This is a genomic window from uncultured Pseudoalteromonas sp. (assembly GCF_963922945.1).
Taxonomy (GTDB): Bacteria; Pseudomonadota; Gammaproteobacteria; order Enterobacterales; family Alteromonadaceae; genus Pseudoalteromonas.
On the sequence record NZ_CAWUKC010000063.1, the window covers coordinates 1 to 23,727 of the forward strand.

The window sequence follows — 23,727 nt, forward strand, 5'->3', positions numbered from 1 at the left end:
CCCTTTCTTCACCACATACCTATACGGTGCTTCATCGGCATCTACAGCCACCAGCGTATGATCCATGAACGTACAAAAGCTTGGGATATCGCGGGTGGTTGATGGGTCGTCGGCGGTAATTAATAACGTTTCGCCATCGTTCATCTTACGAATTGTTGCGCGTATCATCATTACAGGTTCTGGGCAGCGTAGGCCCATGGCATCTAATTGGTGATCGGGATTATCAAAGCTCATATAAAATTACCTGTAAAAATAGTCGCGGCTTAGTTAGGTCGGGTAGTTTAGCGCAAATAAACCTGTGGGTTAACTGTTTTGCATATAACGGGTAAGCGTAAACCAGTAAAAAATAATCTGGTTTAAATTTAATACACCCGATCACATTATTCATATCAGCAATAAGCTGGTGGCATAAAAAAGGCGAACTAACTTGCGCTAGTTCGCCTTTTTAATCACCAAGATGGTTTACATGTTTAAGCTAATAATTAGTCTTGAACACGTTCAAATACAGTCGCGATGCCTTGGCCTAAACCAATACACATAGTTGCTAAACCGTATTTTGCATTTTTGTCTTCCATTAAGTGAATAAGCGAGGTGCTAATACGCGAACCCGAACAACCTAGAGGGTGACCCAGTGCGATTGCGCCGCCGTTTAAATTCACTTTTTCGTCAACCACATCTGCTAAACCTAAGTCTTTAAGTACAGGTAGTGATTGTGCTGCAAATGCTTCGTTAAGCTCTGCTACGTCAATGTCATCAATAGTAAGGCCAGCTTGTGCTAATGCTTTTTTACTCGCTGGTACTGGGCCGTAACCCATGATTGATGGATCGCAACCGGCAACCGCCATTGCTTTAACACGTGCACGAATTGGTAAACCTAGCTCTTTTGCTTTTTCTTCGCTCATTACTAACATCGCTGATGCACCATCAGAAAGTGCAGAAGATGTACCCGCTGTAACCGAGCCAGAGGCTGGGTTAAATACTGGGCGAAGCTGAGATAAACCTTCAACGGTTGTTTCAGGACGAATTACTTCATCATCTTCAACTAGGATAAGTGAACCATCTGCTGCGTGACCTTCCATTGCTAAAATTTCGCGGCGGAAACGTCCTTCAACTGTTGCGGCATGTGCACGTTGATGTGAGCGATAAGCAAACTCGTCTTGCTGCTGACGGCTAATGCCGTGAATAGTAGCAAGGTATTCTGCTGTTAAACCCATAGAGCCAGAAGCTTGTGCAATTGATGTAGCTAGGCCTGGGTGAAAGTCGTTACCGTGAGTCATAGGAACGTGACCCATATGCTCAACACCACCAATTAGGTAAGTGTCGCCAGCGCCTGTCATAATAGCGCGAGCAGCGTCATGCAATGCTTGCATTGACGAGCCACATAAACGGTTAACGGTTGTAGCAGGTACTGAGTGTGGAATACCTGCAAGTAGTGATGCGTTACGTGCAACGTTAAAGCCTTGCTCTAATGTTTGCTGTACACAGCCCCAATAAATATCGTCAATTGATGCAGGATCAACTGCTGGGTTGCGCTCTAATAACCCTTTCATAAGGTGAGCACTTAAATCTTCCGCACGCTTATTTTTAAATACGCCACCCTTTGAGCGACCCATTGGTGTGCGGATACAATCTACAATTACTGGATTATTCATGATATTAACCTTCCACCTTATAGAAAACATGACCTTCTTCGGCCCATTTGCGAGTTTGCTCTGATACTTGGTAAATCGCGCCTAAATGAGCATATTTGTCTGCTGCTGCAACAAAGTTAGCTAAACCAGTTTGATCTAAGTAACGGAACGCGCCGCCTCTAAATGGAGGGAAACCAACACCGTATACAAGGGCCATATCAGCTTCTTGAGGAGAAGCAACAATGCCTTCTTGTAAACAAAGTAGTACTTCGTTGATCATAGGGATCATACAACGGTCAATGATTTCTTGTTTATCAAATTCTTTCGGTGCATCAGTAATTGGCGCTAGTAGCTCAACTGCTGTTGCATCGGCTGATTTTTTAAGACGACCACGACGGTCTGTTTCGTACTTGTAAAAACCTGCTTTGTTCTTTTGGCCAAAACGTTTTTCGTTAGCAAAAACAGTGACCGGATCTTTTTCTGCGCGTGCCATACGTTCAGGGAATCCGTCAGCCATTACGCCAGTACAATGATAAGCCGTATCAATACCTACAACATCAAGTAAGTAAGCCGGGCCCATTGGCCAACCAAATACGTTTTCCATCACTTTATCTACTTTTGTAAAATCAGCGCCTTCAACCACTAATTTGCTAAAGCCTGCAAAGTAAGGGAATAAAACACGGTTTACAAAAAAGCCTGGGCAATCATTTACAACAATGGGTGACTTGCCAAGTTTAAGGGCGTAATCAACTACGGCGTTGATTGTTTTATCAGAGGTTTTTGCACCACGGATAATTTCTACTAATGGCATTTTTGGCACTGGGTTGAAAAAGTGCATACCACAGAAGTTCTCTGGCTTATCTAGCGCTTCTGCCAGCAAGTCGATACAAATAGTTGAGGTGTTTGATGTAAGTACTGTGCCTTCAGGCATGTTCTTTTCAAGATCGGCTAGTACTGCTTGCTTAACTTTAGGGTTTTCTACAACCGCTTCAACAATAATATTGGCGTTTTGTAGGTCGGCATCGTTAAGCGTTGGCTTAATTTTGCTAAGTGTTGCCAGCATTTTTTCCATTGGCATGTGGCCGCGTTTAACTTTTGCACCAAGGAGTTTAGATGCTTCACCCATACCTAAATCTAGCGCATCCTGTTGGATGTCTTTCATTACAATTGGGGTACCTTTATAAGCTGATTGGTATGCAATACCGCCGCCCATAATACCAGCGCCTAATACAGCCGCTTGTTTAATTTCTACATCGCTGTGCTTAGCAAATTTACGTGCTTTGCCTTTGATAAACTGGTCATTTAAGAAAATACCCGTTTGCGCTGCTGCTTCGTTTGTACGCGCAAGTTTTGCAAAGTTAGCATTTTCGATTGCCATGGCTTCAGCGCGGTCGCAGTTTGCCGCAGCTTTAATTGTACGAACTGCCATAACCGGTGCAGGATAGTGGCCTTTGGTTTTACCCATTACCATACCTTCTGCCATCGCAAAGCTCATACCTTGCTCAACACGGTTTAATTTTAGTGGTTGCAGTTTTACATTACGTTTTGCTTGCCAATCTAGTTTTCCGGCAATTGCCAATTCAAGTGTTGCTAGGCCTGACTCTAAAAGTTTGTCAGCACTAACTACCGCGTCAAACGCACCTACTTTTAGCGCATCAGCGGCACGGTTTTCTTTGCCAGAGGTAATCCAAAGCATGGCGTTATCTGCGCCAATAATACGTGGTAAGCGCACTGTACCACCAAAACCTGGCATTATGCCTAGTTTAACTTCTGGTAGACCCATTTTAGCGCTTTCGCTTGCAACACGGTAATCGGTAGCAAGTGCCCACTCACAGCCACCGCCAAGTGCTAAGCCATTTATAGCGCTAAGAGTTGGGAATGGTAAGTCTTCGATTGCGTCAAAAACGTCGGTTGCGTTTTTGATCCACGTTACTAATTCTTCTTCTGGTTTAGTAAATGTTGGTAAAAATTCGAAGATATCTGCGCCAATAATAAAGTGATCTTTATCACTGGTAAAAATCATGCCTTTAATATCAGAATTAGATGCTAATTCTTTTAATGCTGCTGCACAATCTGAAAGAGTTTGCTGAGAAAGTGTGTTTACAGAACCTGCAACACAAAACTTAAACTCGGCGATGTTTTCCTTTAGGAAGCTAACTTCAAAGGAATCGCTTTTATATAACATTATTATTCTCCCTAGTTGACGAACTAAGACTGGTACGATGAGTTTGCATTTCGACCAGTGTGCTTGCTTTAAAATAAAAATGCAACGAAAAATTTAACTCGGTTACAAACGGTTGGTTAAAATATAGCTGGTTTGGTGCTAAGGTGTACTGGAATGCGCTAAAGGTACTCATTAATTATTATGAGTGCGTAAATTAATTGGTGTTCATACTTTATTAAAGGCGCTCTCATTATTGTTTTAGTGTCTCAAACTGGAAATTATTAACCCTGACAGGTCGTTAAACCTAAAGGATATTATGAAAAAAATTTTATTAAGCGCTGTGGCAGCTGCCTTTATTCTTCCTTTTAGTTCTGCCCAAGCGAGTAACGATAATGACGTATTTTTAGATGCCGAAAAAAAAGTGCGCTATGGAAGCTATCAAGATTTTAAAGAGGCAATAAACGGGTTAGACCATCCATTAAAGCCGTATGTCGAAAAAACATACTGGCAACGTCATCCCAACTTTAAATACCAAAGTGAAATAGAAGATTATTTAACTATTTACGAGCATACTCCGCTTGAGTGGCCGGTACGCAAAGCATGGTTAAAGTATCTTGAAAAAAACAATAAAAAAGCGGCCTATATTCGTAATTATCGCGAAACCTCAAATGCTGAGCTTACCTGTACTTATTTAGACTTTCAGCTTGATTTAGGGGCGCCAGAAAAAGCCATTTTTAATCAGGTTACCAACCTATGGACAGTGGGGAAGTCGCAACCGAATGAATGCGACGCTTTATTTTCGCTTTGGCGCAAAAAAGGCTATTTAAATAATGAGCTTGTATGGAAACGTATAACCCTTGCTGCTCAAGGCGGGTCTCAGAGTTTACTGCCTTATTTAAAAACCTTGCTGCCTAAAAATGAACGCTACTTGGCCGATCTATATTTAAAAGTTCGCCGCGACCCAAGCGCAGCGGCGGGATTATACCGTTATAAAAATAAATCATTAAAAGAGGGCGAAATAGCGATTTATGGCGTTAAGCGTTTAATTTGGCGTGATAAAAATTTGGCTTTAAGGGCCTGGCAAAAGCTAGAAAAAATGTTTAATTACAGCGATGAAGAAAAAGCAGATTTATATTACTCGTTTGCTTTATCGCTTGCCTCAAGTGGGCATAAACAGGCCAGTTTTTGGCTTAATAAAGTGCCAAAAGTACGCCAAGATAAAAAGTTAATTCAGTGGCAACTTGCTAATATGTTAAAAACCCAAGATTGGGAAGGCATTGCAGCATTTTTTACAGGTAAAGATAACTTAAGCTTAGGTCAGCAGTATTGGCTTGCTTATAGTTATGCTAAGCGAGGGGATCAACAAAAAGCAGACGAAATTTGGGCTAAAGTGGCCACTAATCGCGATTATTATGGGTTTTTAGCTGCTGCGCGACTAGGACTGCCTGTTGATTTAAGTAGTCAACCTTTAGAGATTGATCAAAAGCTAGTAGATAAAGTAGTTAATGCGCCGGGCTTTAAACGCGCAAAAGCCTTTTACGAACTTGAACGTTTTACTTCTGCACGTAGAGAGTGGAATTACTTAACCAATACCTCTTCTGACGAAGAGAAGCTTGCCGCTGCAAAAGTTGCCGCACAAAACGACTGGCACGATAACGTTATTTTCACGTTAGCTAAAATAAAAGCGTGGGATTATGTTGAGCTGCGTTTTCCGTTTGCGTTTAAAGATATATTTGAACGTTATAGCAAACGTAGCAAAATAGATCCTGCGTGGAGTATTGCCATCGCGAGGCGTGAAAGCTCGTTTGCACCCGATGCGCGTTCGCATGCAAATGCGCGTGGCTTAATGCAGTTGCTACCTAGCACGGCAGAATATGTGAACAAAGCAAGAGTATCGAGTGCACGCTTATATCAGCCAAAAACTAATATACGCTTAGGAACGAGCTACTTAAAATACTTAAAAAAGAAAAACAACGGAAATGAAATTCTTGCCACGGCATCATATAACGCAGGCTATCATCGCATTAAGCGTTGGTTACCAGATGAAGCGATTCCTGCAGAGCTTTGGGTTGAGCTGATCCCGTATAGAGAAACACGTGATTACGTAAAAAATGTGTTTGCTTACAGGCAGGTTTATCACACCCGGATGGGCCGAGATGGGAATGTGCTTGCACCGTTACTCAAAATGAAGATGGGCGGGTAGTGCCAATCGGATCAAATGTTTAGCCATCTTAGCGTGCTAAATAAAGAGCTAATAACTTAGTATAGGGGGATATTTACATGTTAAATATCCCCCTTTTTTGAGCGCTTTACGTTTAAGTGGTAGACTCAAAGCAAGTTAAATTTAACAGATGGATTAACAATGGATAAATTAGCCGTTTTATATGCAGAGCATATTGCCACATTACAACAACGTACGCGTACAATTTGTGACCGTGAAGGGCTCGAGGGTTTAGTTATTCACTCAGGCCAAGCAAAGCGCCAATTTTTAGACGACATGTATTATCCGTTTAAAGTTAATCCTCACTTTAAAGCGTGGTTACCAGTGATTGACAATCCGCATTGTTGGATTGTGGTCAATGGCAGCGACAAACCTAAGCTTATTTTTTATCGTCCGGTAGATTTTTGGCACAAAGTACCTGATGAGCCGCGCGATTTTTGGGCTGAGTACTTTGATATAGAGCTATTGCTTCAACCGGATCAAGTCGAAAAGCTTTTACCTTACGATAAAGCAAAATACGCTTACATGGGCGAATACTTAGAGGTAGCACAAGCGCTGGGCTTTAGTATTATGAACCCTGAGCCAGTACTTAATTATTTTCACTATAACCGCGCTTATAAAACACAGTACGAGCTAGAATGTTTACGCCAAGCTAACCGTATTGCAGTAGATGGCCACAAGGCTGCACGCGATACGTTTTACAACGGTGGTAGCGAATTTGATATTCAGCAAGCTTACCTTATGGCTACACGCCAAAGCGAAAACGAAATGCCATATGGCAACATAGTCGCGCTTAACGAAAACTGTGCTATTTTGCATTATACGCACTTTGAGCCAGAAGCACCGCTTACCCATAATTCGTTTTTGATCGATGCAGGTGCAAACTTTAATGGGTATGCCGCAGACATAACCCGCACCTACGATTTTAAAAAGCAGGGTGAATTTGCAGAGCTTGTACAAACAATGACGCAAATACAAATTGAGCTAGGTAACGCATTAAAGCCAGGTATGTTGTATGGTGATTTACACGTTGAGTGTCATAACCGTATTGCGCAAATTCTTAGCGACTTCAATATTGTTAACTTACCCGCAACAGAAATTGTTGAACGTAAAATTACCTCTACGTTTTTCCCTCATGGTTTGGGCCATCACCTTGGTTTACAAGTGCACGATATGGGCGGCTTTATGCGTGATGATAAAGGCACGCACCAGCCATCGCCAGAAGGGCACCCATTTTTACGCTGCACGCGCTTAATAGAGAAAAACCAAGTGTTTACTATTGAGCCTGGGCTTTACTTTATTGACTCATTATTAGGTGATTTAGCACAAACCGACAGTAAGCAGTTTATTAACTGGGAAAAAATCGAGTCGTTAAAACCTTACGGCGGTATTCGTATTGAAGATAATATTATTGTTCACGAAGACAGCCTAGAAAATATGACTCGCGATTTAGCGCTCGACTAAGCGAGTAAAGACGCGCTTGCTTTTACGCGCTAAAATAAGCAAATACAGCGGGGCCTTTTGGCCCCATTTTTAATTGAGCTTTAATTATGTCTGAATACAAATACCCCGCCGAAGATGTGTTTCATCAAGAAGAAATTAAAAAAAGCACCTTCATAGTTCATATCGCGCATACACCAGATCTAGAGGCAGCTAAAGCCTTTATTAAAAGCATTGAAGAAAAGTACCCCGATGCACGTCATAATTGTTGGGCGCACGTAGCGGGTAACCCTGGCGGTAGCCATGTTTATGGCTTTTCTGATGACGGTGAGCCAAATGGTACCGCAGGAAAACCCATGCTTAATGTGCTGGTGGGCTCTGGGCTTGGCGAAATTACCGCGGTTGTTACTCGTTACTTTGGCGGTATAAAACTAGGCACCGGTGGCTTAGTAAGGGCTTATGGAGGGTCGCTTAATAATGCGCTAGCGCAGCTAAAAACGGTGACTAAAGTACCGAGTATCGAGATGGTTGGTCAAAGTGAATACAGCATGCAGGGCGCTATAGAGCAGTTGTTAAAAACCAATTATCAAGTACTTAAAATAGAAAAACAATTTACTGCTAATATTGAATGGGTTATTACTATTGATAGCCGCCAAGCAAAACAGGCTATTAAAGATATTTTTGATTTGAGCCACGGCGCAGTTGAGTTAACGATCAAAGAGTAAGACAATAACTTACACTCTTATATTCACTAATAATAAAAGCGATAAGCTACATGCAATTTCGTACCATCATAAAAATCCTTGGCCAACTTGTTGCGCTCTTTAGTATTACCATGGTGCCACCTGCGGTGGTGTCTTTAATCTATAAAGATGGTGGTGGTGTGCCGTTTGTTTTGGCATTTATTTTTAGTGTGATTATAGGGTTAACTGCCTATTATCCGAATAGGCATGAAAACGGCGATTTAAAGGCACGCGAAGGCTTTTTAATTGTTGTACTGTTTTGGCTGGTATTAGGGGCGTTTGCATCATTACCCTTAATATTTTTACAAGAACCTAATTTGTCTATGGCCGATGCGGTGTTTGAGGCCTTTTCGGGCCTTACAACCACTGGGGCCACTGTACTTACCGGCATTGAATATCTGCCTAAGTCAGTTTTATTTTATCGCCAGCAATTACAGTGGTTTGGCGGTATGGGGATCATTGTACTTGCCGTTGCTATACTGCCCATGCTTGGGGTCGGTGGCATGCAGTTATACCGAGCTGAGATCCCAGGTCCGGTTAAAGATTCAAAAATGACCCCCCGCATAGCCGATACCGCAAAGCACCTTTGGTATATATATGTATCGTTAACGGTGACATGTATGCTGGCCTATTGGGCGGCTGGTATGGAGTGGTTTGATGCAATATGCCATGCGTTTTCTACCGTGGCGATTGGCGGTTTTTCTACTTACGATGCATCAATAGGGCACTTTGATAGCCCTGTCATAAACTTTATATGTGTATTCTTTTTAATTATTGCGGCGGTAAATTTTTCGTTGCACTACGCGGCAGTGGCCAGTCGCAATATTCAGGTGTATATTCGCGACCCTGAATTTAAAGTATTTTTACTTATACAGTTAGCCCTGGTGGTTATTTGTTTTACGGTGCTTTCCTCTAACGAGATATTTGCCGATGGTGATGAAACCCTCGATCAGGCTTTATTTCAGGCTGTGTCTATGAGTACCACAGCCGGATTTGCGACCGATAACTTTTCGGCGTGGCCATTGTTTTTACCTATTTTACTTATATTCTCAAGCTTTATAGGTGGCTGTGCAGGCTCTACAGGCGGTGGTATGAAAGTTGTGCGGGTGTTTTTACTGTATTTACAAGGCATACGCGAGCTTAACCGCTTGGTGCACCCACGTGCGATATATTCAATTAAACTGGGCCGAAAAGCGCTACCAGATAAAGTTGTAGAAGCTGTGTGGGGATTTTTCTCAGCGTATGCACTGGTATTTATTATAATTATGCTTGCCCTCATGGGAACCGGTATGGATAACATTACGGCGTTTTCAGCCACGGCTGCATGTTTAAATAACTTAGGCCCAGGCTTAGGTGATGTTGCCTCGCATTATGGAGCGGTGAGCGATGGCGCTAAATGGCTACTAACTATCGCCATGGTATTTGGCCGCTTAGAAATCTTTACCTTATTAGTGTTATTTACACCGACTTTTTGGCGTGGCTAACACGATAAATAAATTGCTTAGGAACAGGGCATGCCACACTCAAATTTAAGTAAATTGCATCAGTTAACAACAGGGCGGTTAGTTGACTTAGAGATTGTTACACCGACCAGCAGCAAACGCGTAAAAACGGAATTTATTGGCTTGTTAGAGAATAAGTTTATTATTTTAAACTATCCAAGCTCAAAGCGTTTACCTGCTGCAAGTGATTATCTGCGTGATGGTGTAATGGTCGTTGTAAGAGCGGTGATAGAGGGTAGTGGTGGGCAAGTTATAGCATTTCGACAGCAGCTTATGTCGATTGCTTCACATCCTACTAGACTCATTTTTATTCATTACCCTAAACAAGTTCAGTTATTTTCCTTACGTGCTCAAACACGCATACCGACGTTATTACCCGCTAAGCTAACACTAAACGACGATAAAGTTGTTGAGGGCGTTATTAAAGATATTTCGCTTACCGGCGTGATGTTTGACATAAGAGGTGAGCAAAGCGAAGAAAACATTAAAGATATGCAGTGTACGGTAACGGTTGATACAAATAACAAAGCATTTACTGGCGAGATATGCAGTGTAAAAGCACATGATGCTGGTGTTAATTGTGGTATTAAATTGTTAGCCAGTGAAGATGAAATGAAGGCGTTTATGAAAGAGCATTTTATCGATCCGACCATACTGGAGCTACCATTAGAGTAAGCACTTTCGCTTAATGGCAACAAATGATCATTTTTTAGCTTGATATCAGTAATATTTTTTAAAATACTGATAAATAAATTAAATTATCCTTTAAAAACAAGGGTATAAATTTTTAATGTAATGGCTTTTTTTTAAGTAAAAGATATAACCTCTAGCTAAACCTCAGTTATTTTTCCTCAAAATATACACGCTTTTAACTTATAGCAAAATTTGTAGCTATTTTTATATTTGTAAGTGATTGTTTATATTGAATTTATTAATTCAATGTTTTTCAAAGTTGCTAATTTGCAACAAAAAATCCCGCCAAAATTATCAAAAATCGCTAATAAAACCTATAACTAACTGAAATTATTAACTTTTTAAAATCTGGCATTCAAGTTGTAATACTCTGGCTGTACTGAACAAAAACGTGATTTAAAGTAAGTCACTTAATCGCACACATATACTTGAAGGAATTATATTATGAAAAGCATTAATAAAACTTTAGCACTTATCGCACTTGCTTCGTCATCAGCTGCATTTGCAGCCACTGATTTTGATACGTTAGATGTAGATGGCAGCGGCACGATTAGCAAATCAGAAGCATCAATTGATGCAAAACTGATGAGCATGTTCTCAGAATTAGATACTGACCAAGATGGTGAGTTATCAAAAGAAGAGTTTTCAGAAGCTTAATATGTGGTAACTATCCTGAGTTGCCAATGACAACCTAAGTAGGCAAGGGAGCTTACGAAAAAGGATAACAAGGATTGTGTATACCACTTAGTTAACTTAACTAATTTGTTTATATTGAAGGATTAAATTATGAAACATTTAAATAAAGCACTCGCATTTATGGCTATTGCCTCTTCTTCTGCTGCATTTGCAGGGACTGACTTTGATACGCTAGATGTAGATGGTAATGGCGCCATCAGCCAAGCAGAAGCATCGGTTGATGCGGATTTAATGGCTGAGTTTGCAAAGCTTGATACTGATGGAAATGGTGAGCTTTCTAAGCAAGAGTTCTCTAAATTTTAAGCGCTAGCTCGTATCTACAGTTAATTTTTGAACCCATGGATCTCAGAAAAGGACTTCCTCTTAATAGGACACAACTATGAAAACATTAAATACAGCACTTGCCGTTATCGTATTAGCTTCATCATCAGCAGCGTATGCTGCGGTTGACTTTGCCTCATTTGATGCCGATGGTGATGGTGCAATCTCAAAACAAGAAGCCCAAGTAAACTCACAGCTAGTGAAAATTTTTGACCAGCTAGACACTGACGGTAATGGTGAGATTTCTGAGCAAGAATTTTCAAAAGTACAGTAAGTCTTAGTTGCTGAGCAAGGAAGCTTAGTAAGCAAAAAAACATACTCCACCAAAGCCGCCTTAGTCAGCGGCTTTTTTTATGTTTAACTATAAAAATATAGCACTCACTTGGAATAGCTTTTCGACTACATTGATGTGCTTTTTATCAATTAAAAACATAATAACGTGATCGCCAGACATAATAACAGTGTCGTCGTGGGCAATTAGTACGTCATCGTTACGCACAATGGCGCCAATGGTGGTACCCGCAGGTAACTTTATATCGGCGATAGCGCGGCCAACTACTTTTGATGTATTTTCATCGCCATGGGCAACGGCTTCAATTGCTTCTGCTGCGCCTTTACGCAACGAGTACACATTAACAATATCGCCACGGCGCACGTGTGTAAGTAAAGCAGAAATAGTTGCTTGTTGTGGCGATATAGCAATATCAATTTCACCCCCTTGCACTAAATCTACATACGCCCCGCGCTGAATAAGCACCATGGTTTTTTGTGCGCCCATGCGTTTAGCTAGCATGGCCGACATTATATTTGCTTCATCATCGTTAGTTACTGCAATAAACACATCAACTTGTTCTATGTGCTCTTCAGATAGCAGCTCTTGGTCTGAGGCGTCGCCGCAAAATACCACCGTGTTATCTAGCATTTCAGACAATTGCTCTGCACGCTGTTTGCTTCGCTCTAATAGTTTAACACTGTGATTTTTTTCGAGTGAACGAGCAAGGCCTGCACCAATGTTACCGCCGCCGGCGATCATAATTTTTTTGTAGGAACGTTCAAGCTTTTGCAGCTCATTCATAACGGCGCGAATATGTTTAGTGGCAGCAATGAAAAATACCTCATCGTCCGCTTCGATTACTGTGGTCCCTTGTGGTTTTATGGCTTTACCTTGGCGGTAAATCGCTGCTACGCGAGTCTCTACATTCGGAATATGTTCTTTTAAAGCAGAAAGCGCATAACCGACTAATAAGCCGCCATAGTAGGCTTTTACAGCTACAAGTGAGAGCATACCATCGGCAAATTGCAGTACTTGCAGTGCGCCAGGGTAATCTATTAAACGGCGAATATATTTGGTAACAAGCGCTTCGGGGGCAATATAATGATCAACCGGAAGGTCGTCGTTATGAAATAGTTTTTCGCGGTATTTTAAATATTGCTCTGATCGGATACGGGCAATTTTAGTGGGCGTATTAAAAATACTATATGCAACTTGGCATGCCACCATATTTACTTCATCTGAGCTGGTTACCGCAATAATCATGTCGGCATCTTCAGCACCTGCACGTCTGAGTACATCAGGGTGCGCACTGTGACCCGTTACCCCTTGCAAGTCGTACTTATCTTGTAGCTCTCGTAAGCGGTTACCATCTATATCAACAACGGTGATTTCGTTTTGTTCGCCAACTAAGTTTTCAGCAAGCGTGCCACCGACTTGTCCGGCACCGAGTATGATTATTTTCATTATTTACCCGAATTACTGTTTAATTAAAAAATAGCCATTTACTGTTTAATAAATGGCTATTGAGTGTACGGCTATTAGGCTTTTTTAACTAGCTTGGCGTAATAAAATCCGTCGCTTTCACCTGGTAGTAATTGCAAGCCAGGATTGCTAACTGTGTCGTTGTCGTGCAGTGGAATATGCTCAACATCGCTATTATTAGCTAAAAACTTTGCAACTTGCTGTTGGTTTTCTTGTGGGAGTACCGAACAAGTAGCGTATATCATAGTGCCGCCAGGTTTTAGTAGCGGCCATATGCTATTGAGTATGTCGCTTTGTAATTTAGCTAAATCTTCAATGTCGGATGCGCGGCGAAGCCATTTTATATCTGGGTGGCGGCGTATAACACCGGTTGCCGAGCAAGGAACGTCTAATAAAATGCGGTCAAATTGCTGCTCATCCCACCATGTATGTGGCTGCGATGCATCTGCACATTGTAAATCTGCACCTAAACCAATACGGGTTAAGTTTTGTTTCACACGTTCTAGGCGAGTGGCATCACTATCAAGCGCTAGTACCTCGGCATCGGCAAGCTCCAATATATGACATGTTTTACCGCCAGGTGCTGCGCAGGCATCTAAAATGTATTCATCATCTTTAGGTGCTAAAAAGCGTGCAGCTAATTGCGCTGCGGCATCTTGTACCGAGCAGGCGCCCACATCAAACTCTGGCAGCGAAAATACGTCACGCGGCTTAGTAAGCTTAATACCGTCAACAAATTGTGGATTTAACGTGTGCTCAATATCGTTAGCCGTTAACATGTCGCTGTATTCTTGCGTGCTGTATTGGGCTTGATTAACACGTAACCACATAGGGGCTTGTTGTTGGTTTTCTTCAAGCAGTGCTTCCCAGTTGTCTGGGTAGGCAGCTTGCACTTGCTTAATAAACCAATTTGGGTGGTTATATAAACACACAGGTATTTGCTTGGCTTTTTCTTCTAGCTCACTCTGTTGGCGCTGAAAGCTGCGCAAAATAGCATTTATTAATCCTTTTAAGCCTAAAGCACGCATTTGACCCAAAGCATTAACAGTTTCAGAAATAGCTGCATGAGGCGGTACGCGCATATGTTGTAGTTGGTAAATACCCACATACAATAAAAATTGAAAAATTCGACGCTTACCTTTAAGGGGTTGCTCTACTAAATGCTGACAATAGTTTTCAAGACTAGGTAGGTAGCGCAACACGCCATAACAAATTTGCTGTAATAACGCTTTGTCTTTAGGAGGCAGCCCTTGATTGGCAAATGGCAGTTCTTGATTTAGCGAAGCGCCTTTATCAACTACGTTATATAGAGTTTCAGCGGCAAGCGCACGTACATTTTGAACTTTACTCATTGTTTTCACCTAATAGGGTGCCAGGCGTTACCCAGTCACTACGGCCATTTAAAAAATCACTAATAGCCATTGGTTTTTTGCCTTGAGGTTGCAACTGTGTGATACATAAAGCCTGTTTGCCACATGCCACAACAATACCGCTTTTATCGCTTGATAAAACTTCACCCGCTTGGCCTGACTGTTCAACAACAGATGCTTGATACACTTTTACGCTGTGCTCACCCATTTGCGTAAAGCACACAGGCCATGGATTAAACGCACGAATATTACGCTCAATTTGTACAGCATCCATGGTCCAATCAATATTTGCTTCTTCTTTTGAAAGCTTTTTAGCGTAATTTGCCAACTCATCGTTTTGAGGTTCAGCACGAAGATCGCCATGGGCTAACTTATTAATAGTTTCAATAAGCGCTCCAGGGCCAAGGTCAGCTAGCTTAGCGTACAAGCTGGCACTGGTTTCATCCGCATCAATAGGGCAGCGGCTAATGTGTAGCATGTCGCCGGTATCAAGCCCTTCATCCATTTGCATTATGGTTACGCCGGTTTCTTCATCGCCAGCCCAAATTGCCCGCTGTATTGGCGCAGCACCGCGCCAGCGCGGTAAAATAGAGCCATGCACATTTAAACAGCCTAAGCGTGGCGCCTCTAAAATGGCTTTTGGTAAAATTAGGCCATAAGCGACCACAATCATGATGTCGGCATTTAAGCTTTTAAGCTCTGTTAGTGCGTCTTCATTTTTGAGTGATTGCGGCTGAAAAACAGGTAGGTCATGTTCAAGCGCAAGCGCTTTTACTTCACTGGCTTTTAATTTTTTACCTCGCCCTGCTGGGCGGTCGGGTTGGCTGTAAACACCAACAATTTGGTGTTCACTTTGAATTAACGCTTGTAGGTGACGAGCGGCAAAGTCCGGCGTACCGGCAAATATAATGCGTAATGGTTTTGTCACGGATTTTTCCTAAGGTGCTTATTGCTTTGCTGCAAATTTAGCTTCTTTCTCAAGCTTTTTGCGAATACGTTGACGCTTTAATGGTGATAGGTAATCAATGAAAAGTTTACCTTGTAAGTGATCAAGCTCATGTTGAATACAAATAGCTAATAGCTCGTCTGCATCAAGTACAAACTCTTCACCATTTTCGTTAAGTGCAGCAACGGTTACGGTTTCAGCACGGTCTACTTTTGCGTAAGAGTTAGGCACTGATAAACAACCTTCTTCGCTAATTGTTGAACCATCTTTTTTAATAATTTGCGGGTTAATTAAAACCAGTGGCTCGTCGCGTTCTTCTGATACGTCGATCACTACAATACGTTGATGGATATCAACCTGCGTAGCAGCAAGTCCAATGCCGTTTTCATCGTACATTGTCTCTAGCATGTCTTTTACAATTTGGCGAACGTTGTCATCAACCTGTGCGACTTCTTTTGCTACTGTACGTAAACGTTCATCTGGGAATCTTAAAACTTCTAACCTAGCCATAGTTACCTTTTACACTTGTGCTTAATTTAGGGTATTGTATGCTCTTATTTTAGCCATTCGCGTTCCCCTTTAACAGGTTTTGGTCAATAATAATGAAAAAACAATACAAGGAAGCCCAATGAAATCTCAATTGGCTGCAATTATGTTTGCATTAAGTACTGCTTTCCCTGCAGTCGCTGATGTTTTACAAATAAAAAAAGATGCTCCAAAACAGTATGTTGTAAAAAAAGGCGATACCCTTTGGGATATTTCCGGCATTTATTTAGACGAACCCTGGCTGTGGCCCGAATTGTGGCAAATGAACCCACAAATAGATAACCCGCATTTAATTTACCCCGGCGATGCACTTGCATTAGTGTATGACGCCAACGGTAACCCACGTTTAGTGATCAACAAAGCGTACAGAAAGTTATCACCGCAAGGGCGTATTACGCCAAAAGGTAACAACGCCATTACCACTTTGCCACTTGAAATAATTAAACCTTATTTAAGTTATGAGCAAGCGATTAACAGCGATGAAATTGATGATAAACCTTACATTTTAGGGGCAAACGAAAATACTAAAACGCAAACTCTCGGACATATTTTATACGCTAAAGGCGATTTAAAAGTACATGGAGCGTATGCGATTTATCATAAGGGCGAACCTTACATAGACACACAGACCGGTGAAGAGCTGGCTACTCGCGCTACTTATGTAGGTATGGCTCGTGCATTTAGAGCAGGTGATGAAAGTAATGGTGTGCCTTCGTCTTTACGTGTTGAGTCAGTTAAGCAGGAAATACAACAGGGCGACTTTTTACTACCGGCCATGCAAGGACAAATGTTACCCGCGTACTTTAATATGCATCGCCCGAAGCAAAGTGTATCAGGCAGTGTCATTGCATCTCCGCGCCAAGTAAGAGAGTTCAGCACAATGGATGTAGTGGTGCTAAACTTAGGTGCTGAGCAACAAATTGAAGTTGGTCATATCCTCGATTTAGAACGCCAATCACCCACCGTTATTGATGGCCCACGAGGACCGCGTTATCCAGAGGATTCGAGCAAATTTGAAAAGCTTTTATCTGATGCCGGTGAATTATTTGGCAGCGAGCCAGATGAAGACACCACTACGTGGACAATGCCACACGAAAAAGTGGGTGAGTTAATTGTATTTAAAGTGTATGACAAAGTGAGTTATGCATTAATAACAAAAAATCAGCACCCAATTCGCGTTGGAGATAGTGTAGTAATTCATTAAGTTGTAGCGAGTCGGTGCTCTAGGAGAGAGCATGGATCAGTCATCTGGCAAGCTAGCCCATTGGCTTGCCTTTTATATGTGTAAAGGCTTAGGTATAAAAACACTGCTTGCCTTATCACACACTCACCCGCTGAAATCATTATTTGATTTAAACCAAAGTGAATTACAACAGCTGGGGCTAACCCCAAATCAAGCCTGTAATTTACTCAATACCAATTGGCAGCAAGTAAGCCACTACGAGCAACAAATACAACAGCTTAATATTACTGTAGTGTGCTTTTTTGATGCGCTGTATCCTGAGGAACTAAAACACATCGCCAGCGCGCCTTTGCTGTTATTTTGCAAAGGTGATATATCATTATTATCTAGCCCACAAGTAGCCATTGTTGGCAGTAGAAATGCAACTCCTACGGGGCTCGAAATAGCCTCAGAGCTTGCTTATCAGCTTAGTTTAGCAGGCATCACTGTTACCTCGGGCATGGCATTAGGTATTGATGGCGCCGCCCATAAAGGTGCCTTAGCAAATAATGGTAAAACAATAGGGGTATTGGGAACAGGGGTTGATATTTACTACCCCAAGCGCCATAAATTATTAACAGATCAAGTATTAGAACATGGTTTGTTAATTAGCGAGTTTTTACCCGGAACCGCCGCTAACGCGCATAATTTTCCACGCAGAAACCGTATTATATCTGGGTTGTCTTTAGGCGTGGTTATTGTAGAGGCTGAAATTAAAAGCGGCTCATTGATCACGGTACGCTACGCTATTGAGCAAAATAAAGAAGTGTTTGCAGTACCTGGCTCTATTAAAAACCCTTTATCGCAAGCAAGTCATTTTTTAATAAAGCAGGGCGCTAAGTTAGTCGAAAATGTAACAGATATTTTAGATGAGGTGAGCTTTTCTTATCAAAGCGGACTATATAATAAAGAGGAGCCTGTAAACAAACAGTCACAATGTGAGGTGCTAAGTAGTATAGGGTATGAGGTTACCAGCGTTGATGAAATTGTACGCCGCTCTCAGTGGCCAATTGATAAAGTGCTGGCAAGGTTGCTCGATTTAGAGTTAGATGACGAAATAGAGCGCGTATTAGACGGGTACATAAAGCTAAGCACAGGAAGGTAATATGTTTGATATTCTCATGTATCTTTTTGAAAACTATATTCACAGTGAAGCCGATATCTACATTGAAGAGAATGAGCTCACCGATGAATTACTTCGCGCGGGCTTTAATAAGACCGAAATTTTTAAAGCGTTAAATTGGCTGGAGCAATTAGCTGACTTACAACGCAGTGATGAATCACCTTACTTAATTACAAAGCCTCAGCAAGCAATGCGCATTTTTACTGATAGCGAATGCAAAATGTTAAACGTTGAATGCCGTGGTTTTTTAATGTTTTTAGAACAAATAAGGGTGGTTAACAGTGTAACCCGTGAAATGGTCATGGACCGGCTTGCCGCATTAGACAAACCTTATATTTCGCTCGACGACTTAAAGTGGGTGGTGCTTATGGTGTTATTTAACGTACCAGGCTCAGAAGAGGCCTACGAGCAAATGGAAGACCTCATATTTGACGAACCCACCGAATTGCTGCATTAAAATTGTATGCCAAACCACTTAAACATATATGCACAGCTTGTATCTTTAAGTGGTTTGGGTATATTAGGCGAAAATTCAGCAACCCATTAGGAACCTCATGAGTAAAATCGACCATTCGCTTTTCTCGGCGGATAAGCACGCCTTAGAAAAAGAATACGAAGTCTGCCCGCAATGTGGTTCTGAATTAGTGATCCGTAACTCTAAAACAGGCCCATTTTTGGGTTGTGCGAGTTACCCTAAATGCGATTTTATTCGCCCATTAGCTCATCACGATAGCAACGAAATCAAAGTCCTTGAAGATTCAGCCTGCCCACAGTGCACAAAACCGCTGGTGGTTAAAAACGGCCGTTATGGCATGTTTATTGGTTGCACAGGGTACCCACAATGCCATTACATTGCCCACGATGACGAACCTAATAATAATGATGATGTATTACCAAGCTGCCCTAAATGTAAAAAAGGGCAGCTAGTTGCACGCAGCAATAAATTTGGTAAAACGTTTTACTCATGCGATTGTTACCCAAGCTGTAAATATACTCTAAATAACAAACCCATAGCCAAGCCATGCCCTAAGTGCGATTGGCCGCTTGTTATTGAGAAGAAAATGGCTAACGGCACTGTATTACAGTGCCCACAAAAAAGTTGCCTGCATAAACTTACCACTACTGATTAATATAAATTTCTGGAGCATATTTTGTCAGACCTTTCTACATTGCCTACGGCGATATCTTGCTTAGAGCAAGGTGACGTTATTCTATACCCTACTGAAGCAGTTTATGGCTTAGGGTGTGATCCAGATAATCAGCAAGCTGTTGAGAAGTTGCTAGCAATAAAACAGCGTCCTGTTGAAAAGGGCCTTATTTTAATTGCCGATAATTACGGCCAGTTATTAAAGTATGTTGACGATGTAAAGCTGCCAATGGATAAACGTGCTGATATTTTTTCTAGTTGGCCCGGTGCTATTACTTGGGTTATGCCGGCAGCTAAAAATACGCCTAAATGGTTAACTGGCCAATTTGATACTATTGCCGTAAGGGTTACTGATCACCCAAGTGTTAAGCGCTTATGCCAGCAATTGGGTAAGCCGCTTGTCTCTACTAGTGCTAACTTAACGGGGCAACCTACGGTAACAAGTATTGAGCAAGCCAAGCAGCAATTTGAAGATAAGGTAGGCTGTTACATTGATGAGCCTTTAGGGGGCAACACGCAGCCAAGCACAATTAAAGACGCCATGACCGGCAAAGTATTTAGAGGTTAATATGCAAAGCGAATTATTAGAACAAGTAAAAGCGTATTTTATGGCTTTGCAAGACACCATTTGCCAAGGTTTAGAGCAGGCCGATGGCAGTGCAAAATTTGTAGAAGATAGCTGGCAACGTGCCGAAGGCGGTGGCGGGCGCACGCGTGTTACCACTAACGGCAATGTAATAGAGCAAGGTGGCGTTAACTACTCACACGTGTTTGGTGCCTCTATGCCGGGCTCAGCTACAGCCCATAGGCCAGAACTTGCAGGGCGAAGCTTCCATGCATGTGGCGTATCATTAGTTATTCATCCAAAAAACCCACATGTTCCTACAAGTCATGCCAATGTACGTTTTTTTATAGCTGAAAAAGAAGGTGAAGAACCTATTTGGTGGTTTGGCGGAGGGTTTGACTTAACGCCTTTTTATCCTGTTTTTGAAGACGTGAAGCATTGGCATCAAGTCGCGCACGATATTTGTGCGCCATTTGGTGACCAAGTGTACCCAAAGTATAAAACCTGGTGTGATGAATACTTTTACCTAAAACATCGCGACGAAACACGCGGTGTAGGCGGCTTATTCTTTGATGACTTAAATGAGCTCGGGTTTGAGCAGAGCTTTGCATTTATGCAATCGGTTGGTAATGGCTTTTTAGATGCGTACTTACCTATTATCGAACGTCGCAAAAATGATGAATTCACAGAGCAGCAGCGCGACTTTCAACTATATCGTCGTGGGCGTTACGTAGAGTTTAACCTTGTATGGGATAGAGGCACTTTATTTGGCTTGCAAAGCGGTGGGCGCACAGAGTCTATATTAATGTCGATGCCGCCACTGGCGCGCTGGGAATACAACTATAAGCCCGCGCCCGACAGCGCAGAGGCTAATTTGTATCAATACTATTTACGTCCACAAGAGTGGTTAACCACGACTCCCGCTGACTTGATAGCCAGAGAGTGGCAGTTATAACGATTAAATTAAGGTAGGGTGACAGTAGGCCCTAAAAAAGGCGCGTAACAGCGCCTTTTTGTTGAGCAGTAGCAATTAATGCTCATTTATCATGTGTGTAGCAAGTTGCCCAAAAGATTGCTTCAACCCTTCGCGTAATAAGGGGTTGTCTACTTCTATGTCGAGCGTCTTATTCATACAGTACATCCATTGATCGCGCAGGTCTTTATTTATAGCAAAAGGCATGTGGCGTTTGCGAAGCATAGGTTGACCATGTTTTTCGGTAAACAAGCTTGGCCCACCTAACCATCCCGATAAAAATTCAAAAAACACTTGGCGAATTCTATCTAATGGCAGAGGATGCATATCATATAATGGTTTGGCGTATTCATCGCTGGCCATTATGTCGTAGAATCGATTAGCTATAGCACGAGTGCCTGCTTCTCCACCAATTATTTCATACGGTGTTTTTTCAGGAGTAGGGGCTGGTTGTTCAGGAGCTGGTTTAGATTTTGAAAAAAGTCGTTTAATCATAATACTTATCATCGTTAATAGGCAGTGTGTAGCTGCAAAGAGGTTGCTTTAAAATGGACAAATATGCGGTTTTTGGAAATCCAATCAAACATTCAAAATCCCCCGCGATACATAAACAATTTGCTGTATCTTTGGGTGAGCAAATCGACTATCGCGCAATATTAGCACCTATCGATCAGTTTGAAAAAACAGTAACCACCTTTTTTCAGCAAGGTGGAATAGGCGCTAATGTAACTATGCCATTTAAAGAGCAAGCGTATGCCATGGCTGATGAACTCACACCGCTTGCTAAAGTTGTTGGTGCAGTAAACACACTTAAAAAACGCGATGATGGTACGTTGCTTGGCGATAACACCGATGGAGTGGGTTTTGTGAGCGACTTATTAGCTAATGAAGTCGCAATCGCCAATAAACGTATTTTAATTATTGGTGCGGGTGGCGCTGCAAGAGGAGTAATATTACCGCTTCTTGAACATAAACCAGCAGAAATAGTTATTGTTAACCGCACTGCTCAAAAAGCACAAGATCTAGCGCAGCTATTTGCTGATTATGGAAACGTTTCTGGCTATGGATTTGATACATTACCTGTAAGCAACTACTCACTTGTAGTCAACTCCACGTCAAGTAGTATGAATAACGAACTTCCAGCGCTTGATAAAAAACACCTAAAAAACTGTGATGTTGCTTACGATATGTTTTACTCATTAGAAAATACTGTTTTTATGAACTGGGTTGCACAGCATAATACAAATACTAAGCTGTTAGATGGGAGCGGCATGTTGGTAGGCCAAGCCGCGCAGGCTTATTTTGTATGGCGTAATAAAATGCCTGCCATACTTCCTGTTGTTAAAGCACTAAAACAAGGCACGCTGAAATGAATCAAGCTATACAGTTTATAGATAGACTCGAATTTAGAGAGCCTTCCCACCAATTAGTCTTTTTTGCACAAGTATCAGGTATGCTGGTGGAGTGTGTTATTGAACTACGTAACTTAGATTTAAAAGATGAAAGTCACGCAACAGAATACTTTGATAAGTACCGATTTGATTATGAAGAATGTGCCGAGCAACTCATAGAAGATGAAAGCTATAACTCGGCAGGGCAGATAGAAGTGAATCTAGCTAATCTCGGCTAAATACTCATCTTTTAATTGCACATAGTTATCTGCAGATACTTTTAAAAAGGCAAGCTCTTGCTCTGTCAATGGGCGAGCTTGCTTGGCTGGGCTACCAACATATAAATAACCAGACTTTAATCGCTTATTCGGCGGCACTAATGACCCCCCACCAATAATAACGTCGTCCTCTACTATTACATTATCCATTACAATAGCGCCCATACCGACAAGTATACGGTTTCCAAGCGTACATCCATGCAGCATCACTTTGTGACCTACTGTCACATCATCACCAATAATAAGTGGGTACCCATCTGGGTTACTTTGAGTCGCGCGTGATAAATGAAGAACACTACCATCTTGTATATTTGTACGCTCACCAATACGTATATAATTAACGTCTCCACGTGCTGCCACTAATGGCCATACACTACAGTTGTCGCCAATAGTAATATCTCCTACCAAAACAGACGATTCATCAACATAAACAGACGAATTAAAAGAGGGAGTTATACCTTTATAAGAACGGATAGCCATATATATACCTTTTAAATACTAATTATAGTCGCTTGAGTGTAACAGCAACACTCAAATAGTGGCCAGAAAAGGCCTGTTTTGATTATAAAACTATCAGTTATAGAGGGTTTAGTTCACATATTGACCGAACGGTGCTTTTTTTTAGTTTTTCTTTAAAAAAGTGCTTGCGTAAAAATTTGTTCTCCCTATAATGCGACCCCACTGAGACGGGGAACAGCAACGCATAGCGAAGCAGGAACTGCTCACAGAGTTAAGTAAAACTTAGGTTTTAAATAATCGTAAGAAAGTTTGAAATTAAGTGTTGACTCGAAAAATAAAGGATGTATTATACGCATCCCTAGCGACAACGTCGCAACGTTCTTTAACAATATAAAGCAATCATCTGTGTGGGCACTCGTACAGATTGAGTTCTAACAGCCAAGCTACTTAGGTAGTGAGGCAAACAAATTTAGAGTCTCAATTGAAACTGAGTGACCAACAGGATAATTACTTAGGTAGTTATTCAGCACAGTCAATTCA

At 41.7% G+C, this 23,727-nt stretch carries 25 protein-coding genes; 16 read left to right on the forward strand and 9 right to left on the reverse strand.

The window, feature by feature from the left end; translation table 11 throughout:
• The 3 genes from tusA to fadB form a co-directional block, all read right to left on the reverse strand.
• Positions 1–234: sulfurtransferase TusA (tusA, locus tag AABI99_RS12975; RefSeq protein ID WP_338366325.1), on the reverse strand; the 234-nt coding region annotated here is incomplete at its 3' end.
• Positions 235–482: 248 nt separating this feature from the next.
• Entirely contained in the window at positions 483–1,652 is a 1,170-nt protein-coding gene (gene fadA, locus AABI99_RS12980; RefSeq protein WP_055016201.1) for an acetyl-CoA C-acyltransferase FadA, read from the reverse strand.
• A gap of 4 nt (positions 1,653–1,656) precedes the next feature.
• The gene (gene fadB, locus AABI99_RS12985) at positions 1,657–3,816 is read right to left on the reverse strand and encodes a fatty acid oxidation complex subunit alpha FadB (RefSeq protein ID WP_338366326.1); all 2,160 of its coding nucleotides are present in this window, start codon (positions 3,814–3,816) and stop codon (positions 1,657–1,659) included.
• Between the two features lie 295 nt (positions 3,817–4,111).
• Here fadB and AABI99_RS12990 point away from each other — a divergent pair, with 295 nt between their 5' ends.
• The 8 genes from AABI99_RS12990 (at position 4,112) to AABI99_RS13025 (ending at position 11,685) form a co-directional block, all read left to right on the forward strand.
• The gene (locus AABI99_RS12990) at positions 4,112–5,998 is read left to right on the forward strand and encodes a transglycosylase SLT domain-containing protein (RefSeq protein WP_338366327.1); all 1,887 of its coding nucleotides are present in this window, start codon (positions 4,112–4,114) and stop codon (positions 5,996–5,998) included.
• A gap of 159 nt (positions 5,999–6,157) precedes the next feature.
• On the forward strand, positions 6,158–7,480 hold the full coding sequence (gene pepQ, locus AABI99_RS12995; RefSeq protein ID WP_338366328.1) for a Xaa-Pro dipeptidase: 1,323 nt from the start codon (positions 6,158–6,160) through the stop codon (positions 7,478–7,480).
• 86 nt (positions 7,481–7,566) lie between these two features.
• Positions 7,567–8,181, forward strand: coding sequence for a YigZ family protein (locus AABI99_RS13000; RefSeq protein ID WP_338366329.1), 615 nt, complete (start codon positions 7,567–7,569; stop codon positions 8,179–8,181).
• Between the two features lie 50 nt (positions 8,182–8,231).
• Positions 8,232–9,683, forward strand: coding sequence for a TrkH family potassium uptake protein (locus tag AABI99_RS13005; protein WP_338366330.1), 1,452 nt, complete (start codon positions 8,232–8,234; stop codon positions 9,681–9,683).
• Positions 9,684–9,713: 30 nt separating this feature from the next.
• On the forward strand, positions 9,714–10,376 hold the full coding sequence (locus tag AABI99_RS13010; RefSeq protein ID WP_338366331.1) for a flagellar brake protein: 663 nt from the start codon (positions 9,714–9,716) through the stop codon (positions 10,374–10,376).
• Between the two features lie 462 nt (positions 10,377–10,838).
• Positions 10,839–11,051, forward strand: coding sequence for an EF-hand domain-containing protein (locus tag AABI99_RS13015; RefSeq protein WP_004588043.1), 213 nt, complete (start codon positions 10,839–10,841; stop codon positions 11,049–11,051).
• 129 nt (positions 11,052–11,180) lie between these two features.
• A complete protein-coding gene (locus AABI99_RS13020; RefSeq protein ID WP_338366332.1) occupies positions 11,181–11,393 on the forward strand; it encodes a calmodulin in 213 nt (70 codons plus the stop codon).
• A 76-nt stretch (positions 11,394–11,469) separates the two neighbouring features.
• Positions 11,470–11,685, forward strand: a complete 216-nt coding sequence (locus AABI99_RS13025; RefSeq protein WP_004588041.1) for an EF-hand domain-containing protein — start codon at positions 11,470–11,472, stop codon at positions 11,683–11,685.
• 87 nt (positions 11,686–11,772) lie between these two features.
• On the opposite strand, the gene trkA is transcribed toward AABI99_RS13025, so the two are convergent.
• From trkA to def, 4 genes are all read right to left on the reverse strand, one after another.
• The gene (gene trkA / locus AABI99_RS13030) at positions 11,773–13,149 is read right to left on the reverse strand and encodes a Trk system potassium transporter TrkA (protein WP_338366333.1); all 1,377 of its coding nucleotides are present in this window, start codon (positions 13,147–13,149) and stop codon (positions 11,773–11,775) included.
• A gap of 74 nt (positions 13,150–13,223) precedes the next feature.
• Complete coding sequence (gene rsmB, locus AABI99_RS13035) at positions 13,224–14,519, reverse strand: 16S rRNA (cytosine(967)-C(5))-methyltransferase RsmB (protein WP_338366334.1); 1,296 nt, start codon at positions 14,517–14,519, stop codon at positions 13,224–13,226.
• On the reverse strand, positions 14,512–15,465 hold the full coding sequence (fmt, locus tag AABI99_RS13040; RefSeq protein WP_338366335.1) for a methionyl-tRNA formyltransferase: 954 nt from the start codon (positions 15,463–15,465) through the stop codon (positions 14,512–14,514). Before fmt ends, rsmB begins: the two co-directional genes overlap by 8 nt.
• 18 nt (positions 15,466–15,483) lie before the next feature.
• On the reverse strand, positions 15,484–15,993 hold the full coding sequence (gene def / locus AABI99_RS13045) for a peptide deformylase (protein WP_338366336.1): 510 nt from the start codon (positions 15,991–15,993) through the stop codon (positions 15,484–15,486).
• A 118-nt stretch (positions 15,994–16,111) separates the two neighbouring features.
• On the opposite strand from def, the gene AABI99_RS13050 reads away from it, so the two are divergent.
• The 6 genes from AABI99_RS13050 (at position 16,112) to hemF (ending at position 21,041) form a co-directional block, all read left to right on the forward strand.
• On the forward strand, positions 16,112–17,233 hold the full coding sequence (locus AABI99_RS13050; RefSeq protein ID WP_338366337.1) for a LysM peptidoglycan-binding domain-containing protein: 1,122 nt from the start codon (positions 16,112–16,114) through the stop codon (positions 17,231–17,233).
• 31 nt (positions 17,234–17,264) lie between these two features.
• On the forward strand, positions 17,265–18,356 hold the full coding sequence (gene dprA / locus AABI99_RS13055) for a DNA-processing protein DprA (RefSeq protein WP_338366338.1): 1,092 nt from the start codon (positions 17,265–17,267) through the stop codon (positions 18,354–18,356).
• 1 nt (position 18,357) lies between these two features.
• Positions 18,358–18,831 (forward strand): DUF494 family protein, encoded by a 474-nt coding sequence (locus AABI99_RS13060; RefSeq protein ID WP_338366339.1) that lies wholly within the window; start codon positions 18,358–18,360, stop codon positions 18,829–18,831.
• 97 nt (positions 18,832–18,928) lie between these two features.
• A complete protein-coding gene (locus AABI99_RS13065; protein ID WP_338366340.1) occupies positions 18,929–19,504 on the forward strand; it encodes a topoisomerase DNA-binding C4 zinc finger domain-containing protein in 576 nt (191 codons plus the stop codon).
• Between the two features lie 21 nt (positions 19,505–19,525).
• Positions 19,526–20,089, forward strand: coding sequence for an L-threonylcarbamoyladenylate synthase (locus tag AABI99_RS13070; protein ID WP_338366341.1), 564 nt, complete (start codon positions 19,526–19,528; stop codon positions 20,087–20,089).
• A 1-nt stretch (position 20,090) separates the two neighbouring features.
• On the forward strand, positions 20,091–21,041 hold the full coding sequence (gene hemF / locus AABI99_RS13075) for an oxygen-dependent coproporphyrinogen oxidase (protein WP_338366342.1): 951 nt from the start codon (positions 20,091–20,093) through the stop codon (positions 21,039–21,041).
• A 75-nt stretch (positions 21,042–21,116) separates the two neighbouring features.
• On the opposite strand, the gene AABI99_RS13080 is transcribed toward hemF, so the two are convergent.
• Positions 21,117–21,554 carry a group II truncated hemoglobin gene (locus AABI99_RS13080; RefSeq protein ID WP_338366343.1) on the reverse strand — a complete coding sequence of 146 codons (438 nt, stop codon included), beginning with the start codon at positions 21,552–21,554 and terminating at the stop codon, positions 21,117–21,119.
• A 53-nt stretch (positions 21,555–21,607) separates the two neighbouring features.
• Between AABI99_RS13080 and aroE the strand changes: the two genes are divergently transcribed.
• Both aroE and AABI99_RS13090 read left to right on the forward strand, forming a co-directional pair.
• On the forward strand, positions 21,608–22,432 hold the full coding sequence (gene aroE / locus AABI99_RS13085; protein WP_338366344.1) for a shikimate dehydrogenase: 825 nt from the start codon (positions 21,608–21,610) through the stop codon (positions 22,430–22,432).
• Positions 22,429–22,689, forward strand: coding sequence for a DUF1488 domain-containing protein (locus AABI99_RS13090; RefSeq protein WP_286245709.1), 261 nt, complete (start codon positions 22,429–22,431; stop codon positions 22,687–22,689). Before aroE ends, AABI99_RS13090 begins: the two co-directional genes overlap by 4 nt.
• Here the strand turns inward: AABI99_RS13090 and AABI99_RS13095 are convergent.
• A complete protein-coding gene (locus AABI99_RS13095; RefSeq protein ID WP_338366345.1) occupies positions 22,672–23,208 on the reverse strand; it encodes a gamma carbonic anhydrase family protein in 537 nt (178 codons plus the stop codon). The two genes, AABI99_RS13090 and AABI99_RS13095, sit on opposite strands and share 18 nt — an antisense overlap.
• Positions 23,209–23,727: the final 519 nt, after the last annotated feature.